This is a genomic window from Microcystis sp. BLCC-F210, from assembly GCF_042134685.1.
GTDB classification, from domain to species: Bacteria; Cyanobacteriota; Cyanobacteriia; order Cyanobacteriales; family Microcystaceae; genus Microcystis; species Microcystis aeruginosa_D.
Window position 1 is genome coordinate 1,139,229 of sequence record NZ_CP169647.1, and the last position, 12,779, is coordinate 1,152,007.

Genomic DNA, 12,779 nt, shown 5'->3' on the forward strand with positions numbered 1-12,779 from the left:
TTGTCAGCTAAGGTAAAATGGGTGAGATAGAAATCCACCAGCACGTCAAATTATTCCAAGATGGCTCAAAAAGCGGCAACCCTAGAAATTTCGGAATTAACGCAATTTTTACATCAAGAATTAGATGATTTACCCGATGAGAGGAAACCTGGAAATAATAGAAAATATGAGATAAAAGATGCCGTGATGGCTGCATTTTCAGTCTTTTTTACTCAGTCGCCGTCTTTTTTAGACCATCAACGTTTAATGAAAAGCAATAAGGGAAAAGATAATGCTGAAAGTTTATTTTCAATTAAAAAAATTCCTGGGGATAATCAAATAAGAAATTTGCTAGATCCAGTGCCAGCATCTAATATCTCTAGGACTTTTCAAAAAGTCTATGAATGGTTAAAAGAAAAGGGAGTTTTGAAAAAGTTTCTCTACTTAGATGGAGAAATATTAGTGGCGTTAGATGGCACAGAATATTTCTCATCCAAGAAAATTAATTGCCCTCATTGTAACTGTCGTAATCATCGAAATGGAACTACAACTTATTTTCATGGCTGTGTCACACCGATAGTAGTTTCTCCTAAGCAAAAACAAGTAATTAATTTAGAGCCAGAATTCATTAAAAAACAAGATGGACATCAAAAACAAGACTGTGAAAATGCGGCCGTTAAAAGATGGTTAAATAGGAATCATAAAAATAAGTATGGTTATACTGTAACTCTTTTAGGAGACGACTTATAGCATTTCTGATTCACAAGAGGTACATTCTCGATCCTGAACAGCTTAATCAGCAAAGGTTTAACTGTGCTGCACAGATGCGAGAAACGCTATATATTCTCACGAACCTGTCTGTAAATTAGCGGTAAAACAAGGTTATAATTTTATTTTTGTTTGTTTGGAAACGTCGCATAAAACTTTATATGAATGGCTAGAATTTTTAGAAAAAAGTGGCGAAGTTAGGACCGTTGAAAAGAAACAATGGGATGGACGAAAAAATCTAATTTATCGTTATCGTTATGCTTCTAGAGTTCCCTTAAGAGAGGGGGACTCAAGTCTCGAAGTTAATTGGTGTGAAGTGACTGTTATCAATGAAAAAACCCAGAAAACTATCTACCAAAATAATTGGATAACTAATCATAAAATCACGGAAAATAATGTCGAAGAAATTGTCAAAGCTGGACGTAGCAGATGGAAAGTTGAAAATGAAGGCAATAACGTTCTTAAAAATCACGGTTATAATTTAGAGCATAACTTTGGTCACGGTCAGAATCATTTGTGCGAGTTCTTATTGTCTTTAAATTTACTAGCTTTTTTATTTCATACCGTGTTGGATTTAGTTAATTACACCTATCAAAAGATTCGTGAGCTATTAGTAACTAGGACTTCTTTCTTTAATGATATTCGTACCCTATTAAAATTTATTTGGTTTAAGAATTGGTCGGAATTTTTCTCATTTATTCTAACCGAATATGTCCCATTTAAAAAAGTAAATTCTAGTTAAAAATGTCAATTTTTCGAGAGAAGGAAAGATTATTTTATTCATTGAAAAAACCACAAATTAGGTCAGAATTTCAGCTAAATTTATGAGTTGAGATAAGTTTTTTATGGGCAGATATTTTAAAACTGTCTCTTGAAGCTAATTATGATGATTATCTTGAAAAAAAATGATAATTAGACAGAAGTTCTCTATGTGAACAAGAGAACTTTATCTTCTTTTGTTTTCAAAATGAGAATTGCTGATATTTCTCTCGTTACACATCTCGACGGCGCGAATTAGCCAATCTTCGGCTTCTCCCATATCAGTGAGGGCCCCGCCGCTAATATTAATCACTTTTGCTCCGTTTTCGGCGGCTTGTTCAATCGCCCTCGCTAAATCGAGTTGGGAGAGTTTGCGGTTATCGTCAGAGAAGACGGGGACGAGTAGGCCTCGACACTGGGGGGCGATGCCAGGGATTTCGCTGTTGGGTTGTGCAAAGATGAGGCTGGCAATATGGGTTCCGTGAGTGGACATTTGCCCCGCGGTGGCTTGATGCTGGACGAGGGTGGATAAACGGGTTAGGTCTGCCCCGTTGAAGCAGGGATGGTCGGTATCAACTACACCATCAAGAATGGCGATGGTTATTTCTGATGTACCTTTGGTTTGTTTTTGTAGTTCTTTTAGTCCTGGAATAGTTGGGAGATTAGTCATTAGTAATTTTCTAAGCTATTTGTAATAGTTTTGGCGAGGGCAAAGGTTTATTTTCTTGGGTATATATATCTACCAAATCTTCTAAAACTTCTTGGGCATTATCAAGGGCTTCTTGATAGGTGCTGCCGTGAGTTCGAGCGTATTTTCCCCATTCGGGTAAACTGGCAATATAGGCATTATCTTCTTCAGACCATTGAATTAAAATGCTATATTTCATGATTAATTATCTCCTTGTTCTAATTGTTCTAATTCTTTAATTGCTGTCATAATATCCTTTTCTTGATAGGGTTGGGCATCTTTACCATCTTTACCGGAAAGAACGATGGGATTTGACATTAAAGGATGTACCCAATAGGAATGACTGCCTTTTCCTCGTTTAGGTAATAGTGTAAATCCTGCTTTTTGTAACATTTGTTTTAATTCTCTAATCTTTTTTGGCACTTTTTAGAATGATCGCTGTTGTTTGAGGGAGTTTTTTTGAATGTCAGCAACTATCATAAGTTCAAATAAACTTTTTTGTTGCAATAATCTCTTTCATTCATCTTCTGTTAATAAGGTTTTTAATTCATCAATAATATCTTCTAAAGGTTGCGGTTTTAATTCCCCTCTTTGAAAAGCTTCCCTCGCTTCTTTAGCATTTCGGGCTATTTCGTCTCGATAGGATTCTATCATTTGATTTTTGACAATTTCTATTAACATTTCTCTCTGTTCAATAGGTAGTTCATTAACTGTCATAAGAGCTTGTTCTAATGTCATCATAATTTATCCTCTCTTGATTGTTGTAAAAGGTAATAGGTTCGACAGTAATCATTGGTTTGAATTTTCTTGATTAAATACTTGAAAAACTTTTAAATTAAGTTGACCAAATGTAGAAGATTTTACTAAGTCATCATTGCTAAAATTACCAATTTCTGTATAAGTATTTTCTCTTAATTCTAAGACTAAAATGGTTTGAGTTTGAGGATCAACTATCCAGTATTCGGGAATACCACAATCTTGATATTGGCTTCTTTTGGCGATGTAATCTCTCTCTCTTTGGATTTCCCCGGGACTAACCACTTCAATGACTAATAAGGGGGGTAACATGGAAAGAAGAATCGTATTTCTCTGGGAGAGTAATTGAATATGTTCTTCTCGAATAATGGTTAAGTCAGGGTAACGGTTTTTCGGTTCGCCTCTCACTTCTAATTCTAAACCATGTCCTCTGACTCTCCGATGTCCAACAAGTGAGGCAAATTTGAGAAAAAGAAAGTTAGCGATTTCAAAGTTAAGTCCTGATTCTGGTGGCATTTCTACCAATTCTCCGTTAAATAATTCATAGTGTTCCTCTGAATTATCCTCATAATGTAGATATTCAACGAAGGTTTGAAAGCGGGGTTTTGTGATTAACATAAAACTTACTCCGTTTTACAGAATTTAAATATGCCTAGAAAACCTCGAAATCTTCAAGCTGGTTATTCCTACCACGTCACCACACGCTGCAATAACCGAGAATTCAAATTATCCAAGCGGGAATGCCGGGAGGTATTTCTTTATGCCATCAAGAAGGCTTTAGACAAACACCAGTTTAAGCTTTATGCTCTCTGTATCATGTCTAATCATGTCCATTATCTCATTGAACCTGCCCAACCTGAAGATTTACCCAAAATCATGCACTTCCTCAACTGGTACACGGCGATGTGTTTTAATCCGATGCTCAGAAGGACAGGACACTTTTGGGAAAAGCGTTATTTTTGCGATGGTTTCCCTCCTTCAGATAGAGAAAGAGCATTAAATACCTTACGTTACATTCACGGCAACCCGAAAGCCGCCAAAATGCGTTCTGGTTTTTTCTACGATTTCAGTAACTACGGCAGTTATGAACGTTTAACCGATGATGGCTTAACTCAATGGCATCCTGCTTTTCTTAAACTGGGTGACAGCTTAGAAGAATGTGCCAGAAAGTACAAAGGCTTTTGCCAGAAATACAAACCCAAGGAGAAGAACACCGCTACCCGATGCCACTGGGGGAGTAAGCTATTGGCAGGGGTTCATCTCCCTGAATCTAAATCTTCTAGCACTCGTGAACCAAGGAAAAGGGAGACAACAGAAGAGCAAAAACCTGTACTCCCCCGCTCCCTCTCTCCCCTGCTCAGCGTGCCAGGTATCCGAAAGCCCTGCTTTAACTAGGGTTATACGTCAATTCATTGAGGCAAACCGTGCGCCCTGGCAAGGAGAAAAAGACTTTTGACATTTTTTGAGGTTCGTGCTAGAATCGGGGAGATTACTCTGCGTCGTCTCCCGCAAAAGGACTCCAGGACTCCCATCGCTCCTCAAAAAATCCAAAATCCGTCCGAATAATCAGACTGGGGGGCGATCGCATTACCATCACGAGAGACGGTAGCGGTATTTTCCCGTTGGACAGGAGCAGCATTGCGGGGTGTCAGCTTTTTGGTTTTCATGGGGTAAGTCAGACCTAATTGTTGTTGATTCCAATCATACTAATTCTTTTCTGCCGAATCAATAGTTTTATTCTGAGTTTTTATCTATCTTTGTTATAGTTTTTTATCTATATTTAAGGTCATTACAGTTTTTCTGTTTAAATTTCCCGAAGAAAAAAACCACCAGATGCAAATACTGGGGAGCAGGGAAGAATGATACCCTTAGCTTGATGCGATCGCTTTCTTAATCAAGATCAAACATAGCATCTAAATCTCTATATCCACTAACTACTCTTGCGATTTCAATTCCGTTTTCAAGAGGAAAATAAAAGATTAGATAATCTTCTACAGGAAAACTTCGTAAACCCATAATCAATTCATTCCTGTTTTTTCCCATATTAGGAAAACTAGCTAAGATTTCAAATTTATCAAGAATCTTATCTAACAACTGATTGGCAGCTTGAATATTAGAATAAGGAATCCGATCATTGATAATTTCTAAATCCTCTTTAGCCTTTGAAGATATTAAAATAACCGTCATAATTCAATATCCACTATCCTGAAGATTTGTGGCTTTTAATCTGTTAATGAATTCTCTACCATCAAAACTTTCCCCACGCCTTAACTCTTGCACACCAATCATGACTTCCTGTTTCAATTGCTCAAATCTTCCTCGATAAATTCTGTCTCTTTCTGCCAATAAACGCAATCCCTCTTGAATAACGGCTAAATCATCTTGATATTTGCCTGTTTTAATTTGTTCAGCAATCAAATTTTCTATTTCTGGTGTCAGTTGGATAGTGTTCATTGCTTCTCCATAATTACTTTTATATCATCCTAGCTGATTATTATAGCGCAGACTTTTTAGCATCTTATAATTTTAACAGATTTTGGACAAACTGCGAGATAGACAGGTTCATCTCCCTGAATCTAAATCTTCTAGCACTCGTGAGCCAAGGAAAAGGGAGACAGCAGAAGAGCAAAAACCTGTACTCCCCCGCTCCCTCTCTCCCCTGCTCAAGAAGCTTCTCCCTGACAAAAGTAGCTGGTTGCAATTAAATATAAAATGTGGGATGGGCATCTTGCCCGTCCACAGGCTGGAAGCCTGTTCCACTATCTAACAATTAAGGCTCTTCGGTAACTGTTATGCAAATAATTAACTTAAAATAAAATTCGATGAGAGAGCCTACGCCCAAAAATAGCTGAAACCCATACAGAAAAGGACTTAAGGCACAAATAGGTTAATACAAAAAGATAGACAATCGAGTTAAGATTTGATATAATAGCCAAAAACCAGAGTATTTTACTTATGATACTTGACAAATTTTTGAACCTAGAAGGAACCTCTATTCAAGGCTATCTACACCTAGAAAATATCGGTATAGTTTGACCAGTCGAATCGAAAAATAAAAAAGCAGTCTGTCCTCGTTGTGGGTTAGAGAGCGATAAACTCCACCAAAATCATCGACATTTAGTCAAAGATTTACCGCTCTCAGGTCAACCAGTGTACCTACAAGTTAATCGTCGTCAATTTAAGTGCGGTAATTGTCAGAAACCCTTTAGCGAAGAGTTAGATTTTGTCGGCAAGAAACGAACCTATACGAAAAGACTAGCCGAGAATATACTCGAACAATTAAAATCAGGAGATATTTTAAATGTTAGCCGAAGAAATGACGTAACGGAAGAAGAGATTCAAAGAATGATAGAGGACATAGCTGAAGAAATTACAGAGACAGACCTATCGAAATTAAAAAGACTAGGAATTGATGAAATCGCTCTAGTCAAAGGACAAAAAAATTACTGTGCGGTTTTAGTAAATTTAGATACGGGAAAACTAATAGCTATTCTAGAGAAGCGAACACAAGAAGAATTGAGGGAAACGCTTACAGGGTGGGGAAAAGAGGTATTAGAGCAAATTGAAGAAGTCAGCATAGACCTTTGGTTGCCCTATAAAAATTTGGTGAAAGAATTGATGCCATCGGCCGAGGTAGTCGCCGATAGATTCCATGTAATGAAACAAATTAATCAAGAGTTAGACGAACAAAGAAAAGCAGAAAAAAGAGCCGTAGAAGCGCAGAAAAATAAAAAACAGAAAGCGAAAAAAGAAGCGAAGCTAGAAGTTTTAAAGCGAAGTAAATATAGCTTGTTAAAAAATGAAAAAGATTTAACGGAAACCCAAAAAATTAAACTAGAAGCTATCAAAGAAAATTTTCCAAATTTGAAAAAGATGCAGGAATTAAAGGAAGAATTTAGAAAGATTTATGAAACCTCAGAGAATCCGACAGAGGGAATGCTATCCATCTCGGAATGGTTGGCAAAATCCTCCAGTGTTTTTACTAAGAGTTGTCAAACAATCCGAAACTGGTTTGGAGAAATAATTAGTTATTTCGAGCAAAGGACAACAAATGGGGTGGTCGAGGGAATCAACAATAAACTTAAACTAATAAAACGGAGAGCCTATGGCTTTAGAAACTTTCGGAATTTTTGGGTTAGAAGTATGTTATCTTGGCATCTTGTCTGTTGATTTAGCATAAAGGGTAACGAAGAGCCATAATTTTCTGTGTTTTTTCATTAATGACCGTGACTTCACACCAATTAACTTCGAGACTTGACTCGACCTCTCTCAGAGGAACTCTAGAAACATAACGATAACGATAAATGAGATTCTTTCGTCCATCCCATTGTTTCTTTTCTACGGCTTTAACTTCTCCACTTTTTTCTAAAAATTCTAGCCATTCATATAAGGTTTTATGAGAAGTTTCAAGACAAACAAAAATAAAATTATAACCTTGTTTTAGAGCTAACTCACAGATAGGTTGGCGAGAGTATAAGTCATCTCCTAACAGGGTTACAGGATAACCATACTTCTTTTGATGATTCTTATCTAACCATCTTTTAACAGCCGCATTTTCACAATCTTGTTTTTGCTGCCCATCTTGTTTTTTAATAAATTCTGGTTCTAAATTAATCACTTGTTTTTGCTCAGGAGAAACCACAATTGGCGTGACGCAACCATGAAAATAAGTTGTCGTTCCATTACGATGATTGCGGCAATTACAATGGGGACAACTAATTTTCTTTGAAGAAAAATATTCCGTACCATCTAAAACTATTAAAATTTCCTCATCTAAGTAGAAAAATTTTTTAATAACTCCCTGTTTTTTTAACCATTGATAGACTTGTTGAAAAGAGCCAAATATTGTGGCAGCTGGGATAGGATATAACAGGTTTCTGATTTGATTATCACCAGGTATTTTTTTGATACCAAATAAACTTGAAGCATTATCTTTTCCCTTACTACTTTTCATCAAACGTTGATGCTCTAAAAAAGAAGGTGACTGAGTAAAAAAAACCGAAAAAGCCGCCTTAACTGCATCTTCTACCTGATATTTGGTATTGTTTCCTGGTTTTCTGTCATCGGGTAAGTCATGTAATTCTTGAACTAAAAATTGTATTAATTCAGGAATTTCTAAAGTCACAGCCTTTTTCGTCATCGCAGAACAGTTTGATTAATTAATATTTCCAACTTAATAATTTTACCTCAACAGACAACAATCATCAATTTTTATTTGGTTCTCTTTCTGATGTAGAGAACTTTTGTTCTAGATTTCTCCCATCTTTCAAATATTTTGAGTATAAATACTCTATATACTCACTTCTCTGCGATGCAGTCGCACTCGCGGGAGCGCATTTTGTAGCTTGCTTAAAGCTTTGTTTCTGTCTGTATCACTTGTTACTTTTTAAAATGAGAATTGCTGCCCTGAGTTAACTAGGGTTGTACGTCAATTCCTTGAGGCAAACCGTGCGCCCTGGCAAGGAGAAAAAGACTTTTGACCTGATTTGAGGTTCGTGCTAGAATCGGGGGGTCTACTCTGCGTCGTCTCCCGCAAAAGGATTACTGAAGTACCGTGACCGGTGGTCAGCCAGCAAGGGGGTGATCGCATTGCCATCACGAGAGACGGTAGCGGTATTTTCCCGTTGGACAGGAGCAGCATTGCGGGGTGTCAATTTTTTGGTTTTCATGGGGTAATTCCGACCTTATTGTTGTTGAGTTCAGTCATACCACCTTTTTTCTGCTGATTCAATAGTTTTATTCTGAGTTTTTATCTATCTTTGTTATAGTTTTTTATATATGTTTAATGTCATTACAGTTTTTCTGTTTAAATTTCCCGAAGAAAAAAACCACCAGATGCAAATACTGGGGTAGTAAACTTTGCCCGATTTCATCACTTTCTATGTTCTAAAACTTTAGCAAAATCTCTTACTTCTCTTAATAAATTAGGGGATAAAGCATTGATGATTTCTAAAACTTCGCCAATGATTAATTCTTGTTCTAGTTGAATATCAGCTTTTGCTAAAGTTAATAAAGCCAAAGTTCCCCCTTCATCATTGATAAACTCTACCTCATAAGCTTGTTGATCATCATAACAATGAACAACCGCTCCTTGAGTTCCCTTTTTTAAACCATGTTCTTGAATGTCATGGGTTAAAGTAATTACATCTAGCTCTTTGATCATAATTCTGGTTAGCCTTTATTTTTTAAAAATGGTCGAGCAGTAACAAACCTGGCTCTTCTAGGTTCTGTGTGAGCATGGTATAATGGTAACACAGAACAGGAGGTGGGTTATGTGGATAAATTTTGATCAACTCCTCGATTTACAAAATGTAACAGTGGTCAATTATCAAAAAATTGCTCAGACAATTTTCCTAAAGCTTGCTCTTTTAAATGAAACAATTGAATGTCCGAATTGCCATCAAACCTTAGACAGAATCAATCAGACAGAGTATAATCTAGTCAGAGACTTGTCAATATTAGGTAATCCAGTATATAGCGGTTCTCGCATCTGTGCGGCACACTTAAACCTTTGCTGATTAAGCTGTTCACAATCGTGAATGTACCTCTTGTGAATCAGAAACGCTATATTTAGAAGTACCACGCCGTCAGTTTCATTGTCAAAAGTGCCAAAAGTATATCAGCGAAAGACTGAGTTTTATGAGATTAAGACAGCATCATACAATTCGCTATGAATCGATGATTTATGAGAGAGTAAAAAATTGTAGCATCGAAGAAATAAGTCGAGAAGAAGGGTTAGGATGGGAAGAAGTTGAGTTAATATTTAATCACTGTGCTAAAGAACTAGAAAAGGAAGAGTGGGAAGCACCAGAACGAATAAGCTTAGATGAATTTAGTAACTTAAAAGGACATAAAGATTTCATAACAACGGTCGTAGATCTGGACAAGAAAATTTTACTAGATGTGATGAAAGGACATAAGCAAGAAGAATTAATGGAAGCCTTAAAAGCACAGCCAGACGCAGTTCGGGAGAAGGTGAAAGAAGTGAGCGTCGATATGTGGTCAGGATTTACGGCAGTGATCAAGGAATTATTTCCCAATGCTAAAATCATCTATGACCGTTTTCATGTAATGGCTATCATCAATGACGAGCTTAATAACTTGAGAAAGTTAATGGGGGTGCATGAAAAAGGATTACCTCATTTATTATGGAAGAATAAAGAGGACTTAAAGGATGAGCAAAAACAACAACTAGAAGTTATCCTGAAAGAACATCCATGCTTAGGAATAGCCTGGGAAATGAAAGAAGAAATTAGATAAATTTATCAAAGTTGTAGAACGTTCAGAGGTGCTGAGAGAAAATTGGAAAAATGGATAAGAATAGGCGGGATATTATATCAAAGTAGTGCCAGCATGATCCAGAAGCATTTGCCAGGTATTTGTAATTACTTTGAAAATCATACAACCAACGGATTAATTGAGGGAATGAATACCAAAATAAAGCTTATTAAAAGAATGAGTTATGGATTTACCAATTTTGAACATCTTCGACTTAAGCTGTTTGCTTGCTTTAATTCATAACAAAAATTAACACACGAAAACCGGAAGAGCCGAGACTTTAGCCACTGCTCCTAAGCAACATTTCTCCAGCATGGGACTTAATCGATTATTCTTGCTTAATCCTAGTTTATCGGCTTGTTTCTCGCTTATCTTGACTTTCCCTATGATACTGCTTACGCTTTTGGTTCGCCCTGCTTGGGTTCCTGTTGCTGATTCAAAAAAAAATTGCCTATGGCAGGACCAAATGTAGTCAGCCAATGGTCTCGCAGGGCGGTTTCAATGCCCTCAAAGCTACGTAGTTGTTCTTCTGGGGTATTATCGACTAGAATTTGAGCAATGGCTTTTAAATGTTGATATAGTTGTTCTTTTTGGTCTGTATTCATGATTCTACCGTTTAATTGTTTCTCTTTATTTTGCCTTAGCTAACGTTTTTAGTCTCTAAGCATTTATACTTATTGCAAAATTGGGATGCTCCCTTTTTACCTTTAGATTAGCTGATGGTTGGGAGGGCGGGATATTGAGATTGATGACCATAGAATTTTGTTGATTTATCGCTTTACTTCCTTATTTTATTGGAAGTCATGATAAGTATGAGGCATTTTTTGGTAAGTTAGGATTTAGAGAGTTGCGTTGCCGAAGGCACACTGTGTGATCACTCGTTTTCAATTATGGGTAATATCAATTATGGCTAAAATGTTTCCCCCAGATGCGCCTTCTAATCCTGATTTACGGGGAGAATCAGACGTATATCATTTACTATCTCAACTTGACGATGATTTTTACATTTTTCAAGACAGATACTGGATTTTTAAGAATAAATATGGAGCTAGAACTGAAAGAGAAACGGATTTCTTGTTAGTTCATCCCCAGAAAGGTCTATTGATTATTGAAGTCAAGGGAGGAACTCGATTTTCTTACGACGGGGAACATGATAAGTGGAAATCGGGAGATAATATTTCTTATCAAAATCCCTACAAAAAACAATTAGCTAACTCAAATAATTTGCCGTTATTCCTAAAAAGTAAACTACCTAGTTTGACAAATCATTGGATAACTTGTGGATATGCAATTTGTTTTCCTCATATTGATATTTTAGAGGGAAATTTAGCTCCCTTTATGGAAAGAGAAGTTACTTTATTTAGAGATGATCTGAAAAATCTAGGTGAGAAAATCAACGAAATATATAGTCATTATAGTAATAATAGTCATAAACATCTTGGTAAAAATATAGTAGAAGAAATTAAAACTTTAATTACCCGTAATTCAGAATTTAGAAAATCCCTCAGTGCAGAACTAGAAGATGAGAAACAAACTATAATTAAGCTGACTAAAGAGCAACAAGAAATTTTAGATGGTTTTTATAAAGTTAAAACTCCAATCCTTATTGATGGACCTGCGGGAACAGGAAAAACTCAACTCGCAATCTCACAAGCTATTTCAGATATTCAATCTGATAGATTGGTTTTATTCATTACTAATTCTCAGGATTCAAAAGATTATATCTATAAGGAAATTTCGCTTAATGTTGAAATTAATAATGATCTTTTAAAGATATTTACGCTTAAAGAACTTAGTTTATTACAAAAAGTTTTAGAAAATAAAGAAAATTTAGAAGAAGTCAGAATTATTATTGATGAGGCACAACAATTAGATGGTGATTTTTTGAGAAAAATAGCTGACTATGCTAGTCAAATGTTTAATCTATCAATTTTAATTTTTAAAGATGATTCTCAAAAAACTAATGAAAATTATATACAAGAGATATTTAAACCCTTTAATTATACCCTGCAAAAAGTAATCAGAAACACAATTAATATTTTTGATTCTTACGAAGAATATATTAGTCCAACCTATAAAGTAAAAAAGCCTGTCAGACAGTTTAAGGAAGTCATCACAGATTATTACATAACTGATGAAGACTTAATTAAAGCCATAAAAAGCAATATTTTGGCATTAATAAAGGATGAAAAGGTTTTACCTAAACACATAACAATCCTCTTTTCTAAACAACCAAGTCAAAACTTTCTTGACTCGATAGCATCAAAAATTTCTACTTTCAAATTTAAGCGATTCTCTCTCGCTAGTCCTCTTCATCCACAAACAATTACTTGGTCAACTATTTACGATTTTCAAGGCTTAGAAAATCATATAATTTTATTAGTGGAATTAGAACCAGAACCCATTTCTGAGACCATTCGCTTAAGAAGATTAAGATATATTGGTCGCTCAAGAGCTTGTAGTATTTTATACATCTTTTTAAGAAAAGATATGTCTTCAGATATAATTGATATTGCCGATATATTTTAAAATTTGTAAAAGTCATTAAGTC

The 12,779-nt window shown here is 35.8% G+C and carries 11 protein-coding genes and 6 pseudogenes; 5 read left to right on the forward strand and 12 right to left on the reverse strand.

Annotated features, from left to right (window positions below; translation table 11 throughout):
* Positions 1 to 60: 60 nt before the first annotated feature.
* Positions 61 to 1,403: pseudogene (locus tag ACE3JL_RS05480) on the forward strand (ISNCY family transposase).
* Positions 1,404 to 1,693: 290 nt separating this feature from the next.
* Here ACE3JL_RS05480 and ACE3JL_RS05485 read toward each other — a convergent pair.
* The 5 genes from ACE3JL_RS05485 to ACE3JL_RS05505 form a co-directional block, all read right to left on the reverse strand.
* Positions 1,694 to 2,176 (reverse strand): S8 family serine peptidase, encoded by a 483-nt coding sequence (locus tag ACE3JL_RS05485; RefSeq protein ID WP_375328491.1) that lies wholly within the window; start codon positions 2,174 to 2,176, stop codon positions 1,694 to 1,696.
* A gap of 10 nt (positions 2,177 to 2,186) precedes the next feature.
* Positions 2,187 to 2,393 carry a type II toxin-antitoxin system HicB family antitoxin gene (locus tag ACE3JL_RS05490; protein ID WP_002771627.1) on the reverse strand — a complete coding sequence of 69 codons (207 nt, stop codon included), beginning with the start codon at positions 2,391 to 2,393 and terminating at the stop codon, positions 2,187 to 2,189.
* A gap of 2 nt (positions 2,394 to 2,395) precedes the next feature.
* Positions 2,396 to 2,617 carry a type II toxin-antitoxin system HicA family toxin gene (locus ACE3JL_RS05495; RefSeq protein WP_002771625.1) on the reverse strand — a complete coding sequence of 74 codons (222 nt, stop codon included), beginning with the start codon at positions 2,615 to 2,617 and terminating at the stop codon, positions 2,396 to 2,398.
* A 93-nt stretch (positions 2,618 to 2,710) separates the two neighbouring features.
* Positions 2,711 to 2,935, reverse strand: coding sequence for a hypothetical protein (locus ACE3JL_RS05500; RefSeq protein WP_002762738.1), 225 nt, complete (start codon positions 2,933 to 2,935; stop codon positions 2,711 to 2,713).
* Between the two features lie 48 nt (positions 2,936 to 2,983).
* Positions 2,984 to 3,568: a Uma2 family endonuclease gene (locus tag ACE3JL_RS05505; RefSeq protein ID WP_271992235.1), complete on the reverse strand. Its 585-nt coding sequence runs from the start codon at positions 3,566 to 3,568 to the stop codon at positions 2,984 to 2,986.
* A 30-nt stretch (positions 3,569 to 3,598) separates the two neighbouring features.
* Here ACE3JL_RS05505 and ACE3JL_RS05510 point away from each other — a divergent pair, with 30 nt between their 5' ends.
* Positions 3,599 to 4,345, forward strand: coding sequence for a transposase (locus tag ACE3JL_RS05510; RefSeq protein WP_375328489.1), 747 nt, complete (start codon positions 3,599 to 3,601; stop codon positions 4,343 to 4,345).
* A 94-nt stretch (positions 4,346 to 4,439) separates the two neighbouring features.
* On the opposite strand, the pseudogene ACE3JL_RS05515 reads toward ACE3JL_RS05510, so the two are convergent.
* From ACE3JL_RS05515 to ACE3JL_RS05525, 3 genes and pseudogenes are all read right to left on the reverse strand, one after another.
* Positions 4,440 to 4,617 (reverse strand): annotated as a pseudogene (locus tag ACE3JL_RS05515) (anacyclamide/piricyclamide family prenylated cyclic peptide).
* A gap of 223 nt (positions 4,618 to 4,840) precedes the next feature.
* Positions 4,841 to 5,137, reverse strand: a complete 297-nt coding sequence (locus ACE3JL_RS05520; RefSeq protein WP_375329014.1) for a type II toxin-antitoxin system RelE/ParE family toxin — start codon at positions 5,135 to 5,137, stop codon at positions 4,841 to 4,843.
* A gap of 3 nt (positions 5,138 to 5,140) precedes the next feature.
* Positions 5,141 to 5,404, reverse strand: coding sequence for a type II toxin-antitoxin system ParD family antitoxin (locus ACE3JL_RS05525; RefSeq protein ID WP_271992231.1), 264 nt, complete (start codon positions 5,402 to 5,404; stop codon positions 5,141 to 5,143).
* 501 nt (positions 5,405 to 5,905) lie between these two features.
* Between ACE3JL_RS05525 and ACE3JL_RS05530 the strand changes: the two are divergent.
* Positions 5,906 to 7,120 (forward strand): annotated as a pseudogene (locus ACE3JL_RS05530) (ISL3 family transposase).
* A gap of 31 nt (positions 7,121 to 7,151) precedes the next feature.
* Here ACE3JL_RS05530 and ACE3JL_RS05535 read toward each other — a convergent pair.
* The 3 genes and pseudogenes from ACE3JL_RS05535 to ACE3JL_RS05545 all read right to left on the reverse strand — a co-directional run.
* Positions 7,152 to 8,090 (reverse strand): annotated as a pseudogene (locus tag ACE3JL_RS05535) (ISNCY family transposase); the annotation flags it as partial.
* A 373-nt stretch (positions 8,091 to 8,463) separates the two neighbouring features.
* Positions 8,464 to 8,619, reverse strand: coding sequence for an anacyclamide/piricyclamide family prenylated cyclic peptide (locus ACE3JL_RS05540; RefSeq protein WP_375329015.1), 156 nt, complete (start codon positions 8,617 to 8,619; stop codon positions 8,464 to 8,466).
* Positions 8,620 to 8,822: 203 nt separating this feature from the next.
* On the reverse strand, positions 8,823 to 9,113 hold the full coding sequence (locus tag ACE3JL_RS05545) for a DUF4926 domain-containing protein (RefSeq protein WP_375329016.1): 291 nt from the start codon (positions 9,111 to 9,113) through the stop codon (positions 8,823 to 8,825).
* 109 nt (positions 9,114 to 9,222) lie between these two features.
* Between ACE3JL_RS05545 and ACE3JL_RS05550 the strand changes: the two are divergent.
* Positions 9,223 to 10,471, forward strand: a pseudogene (locus tag ACE3JL_RS05550) (ISL3 family transposase).
* Between the two features lie 30 nt (positions 10,472 to 10,501).
* Here ACE3JL_RS05550 and ACE3JL_RS05555 read toward each other — a convergent pair.
* Positions 10,502 to 10,833: pseudogene (locus ACE3JL_RS05555) on the reverse strand (ISKra4 family transposase); the annotation flags it as partial.
* 301 nt (positions 10,834 to 11,134) lie between these two features.
* Between ACE3JL_RS05555 and ACE3JL_RS05560 the strand changes: the two are divergent.
* Complete coding sequence (locus tag ACE3JL_RS05560) at positions 11,135 to 12,757, forward strand: NERD domain-containing protein (RefSeq protein WP_375329017.1); 1,623 nt, start codon at positions 11,135 to 11,137, stop codon at positions 12,755 to 12,757.
* Positions 12,758 to 12,779: the final 22 nt, after the last annotated feature.

Excerpts from the sequence above, each read along its gene's own strand:
- ACE3JL_RS05520 (WP_375329014.1), bottom strand. The coding sequence starts at position 5,137 with ATGACGGTTATTTTAATATCTTCAAAGGCTAAAGAGGATTTAGAAATT.
- ACE3JL_RS05505 (WP_271992235.1), bottom strand. The coding sequence starts at position 3,568 with ATGTTAATCACAAAACCCCGCTTTCAAACCTTCGTTGAATATCTACAT.
- ACE3JL_RS05510 (WP_375328489.1), top strand. The coding sequence starts at position 3,599 with ATGCCTAGAAAACCTCGAAATCTTCAAGCTGGTTATTCCTACCACGTC.
- ACE3JL_RS05560 (WP_375329017.1), top strand. The coding sequence starts at position 11,135 with ATGGCTAAAATGTTTCCCCCAGATGCGCCTTCTAATCCTGATTTACGG.
- ACE3JL_RS05490 (WP_002771627.1), bottom strand. The coding sequence starts at position 2,393 with ATGAAATATAGCATTTTAATTCAATGGTCTGAAGAAGATAATGCCTAT.
- ACE3JL_RS05525 (WP_271992231.1), bottom strand. The coding sequence starts at position 5,404 with ATGAACACTATCCAACTGACACCAGAAATAGAAAATTTGATTGCTGAA.
- ACE3JL_RS05545 (WP_375329016.1), bottom strand. The coding sequence starts at position 9,113 with ATGATCAAAGAGCTAGATGTAATTACTTTAACCCATGACATTCAAGAA.
- ACE3JL_RS05500 (WP_002762738.1), bottom strand. The coding sequence starts at position 2,935 with ATGATGACATTAGAACAAGCTCTTATGACAGTTAATGAACTACCTATT.
- ACE3JL_RS05540 (WP_375329015.1), bottom strand. The coding sequence starts at position 8,619 with ATGAAAACCAAAAAATTGACACCCCGCAATGCTGCTCCTGTCCAACGG.
- ACE3JL_RS05485 (WP_375328491.1), bottom strand. The coding sequence starts at position 2,176 with ATGACTAATCTCCCAACTATTCCAGGACTAAAAGAACTACAAAAACAA.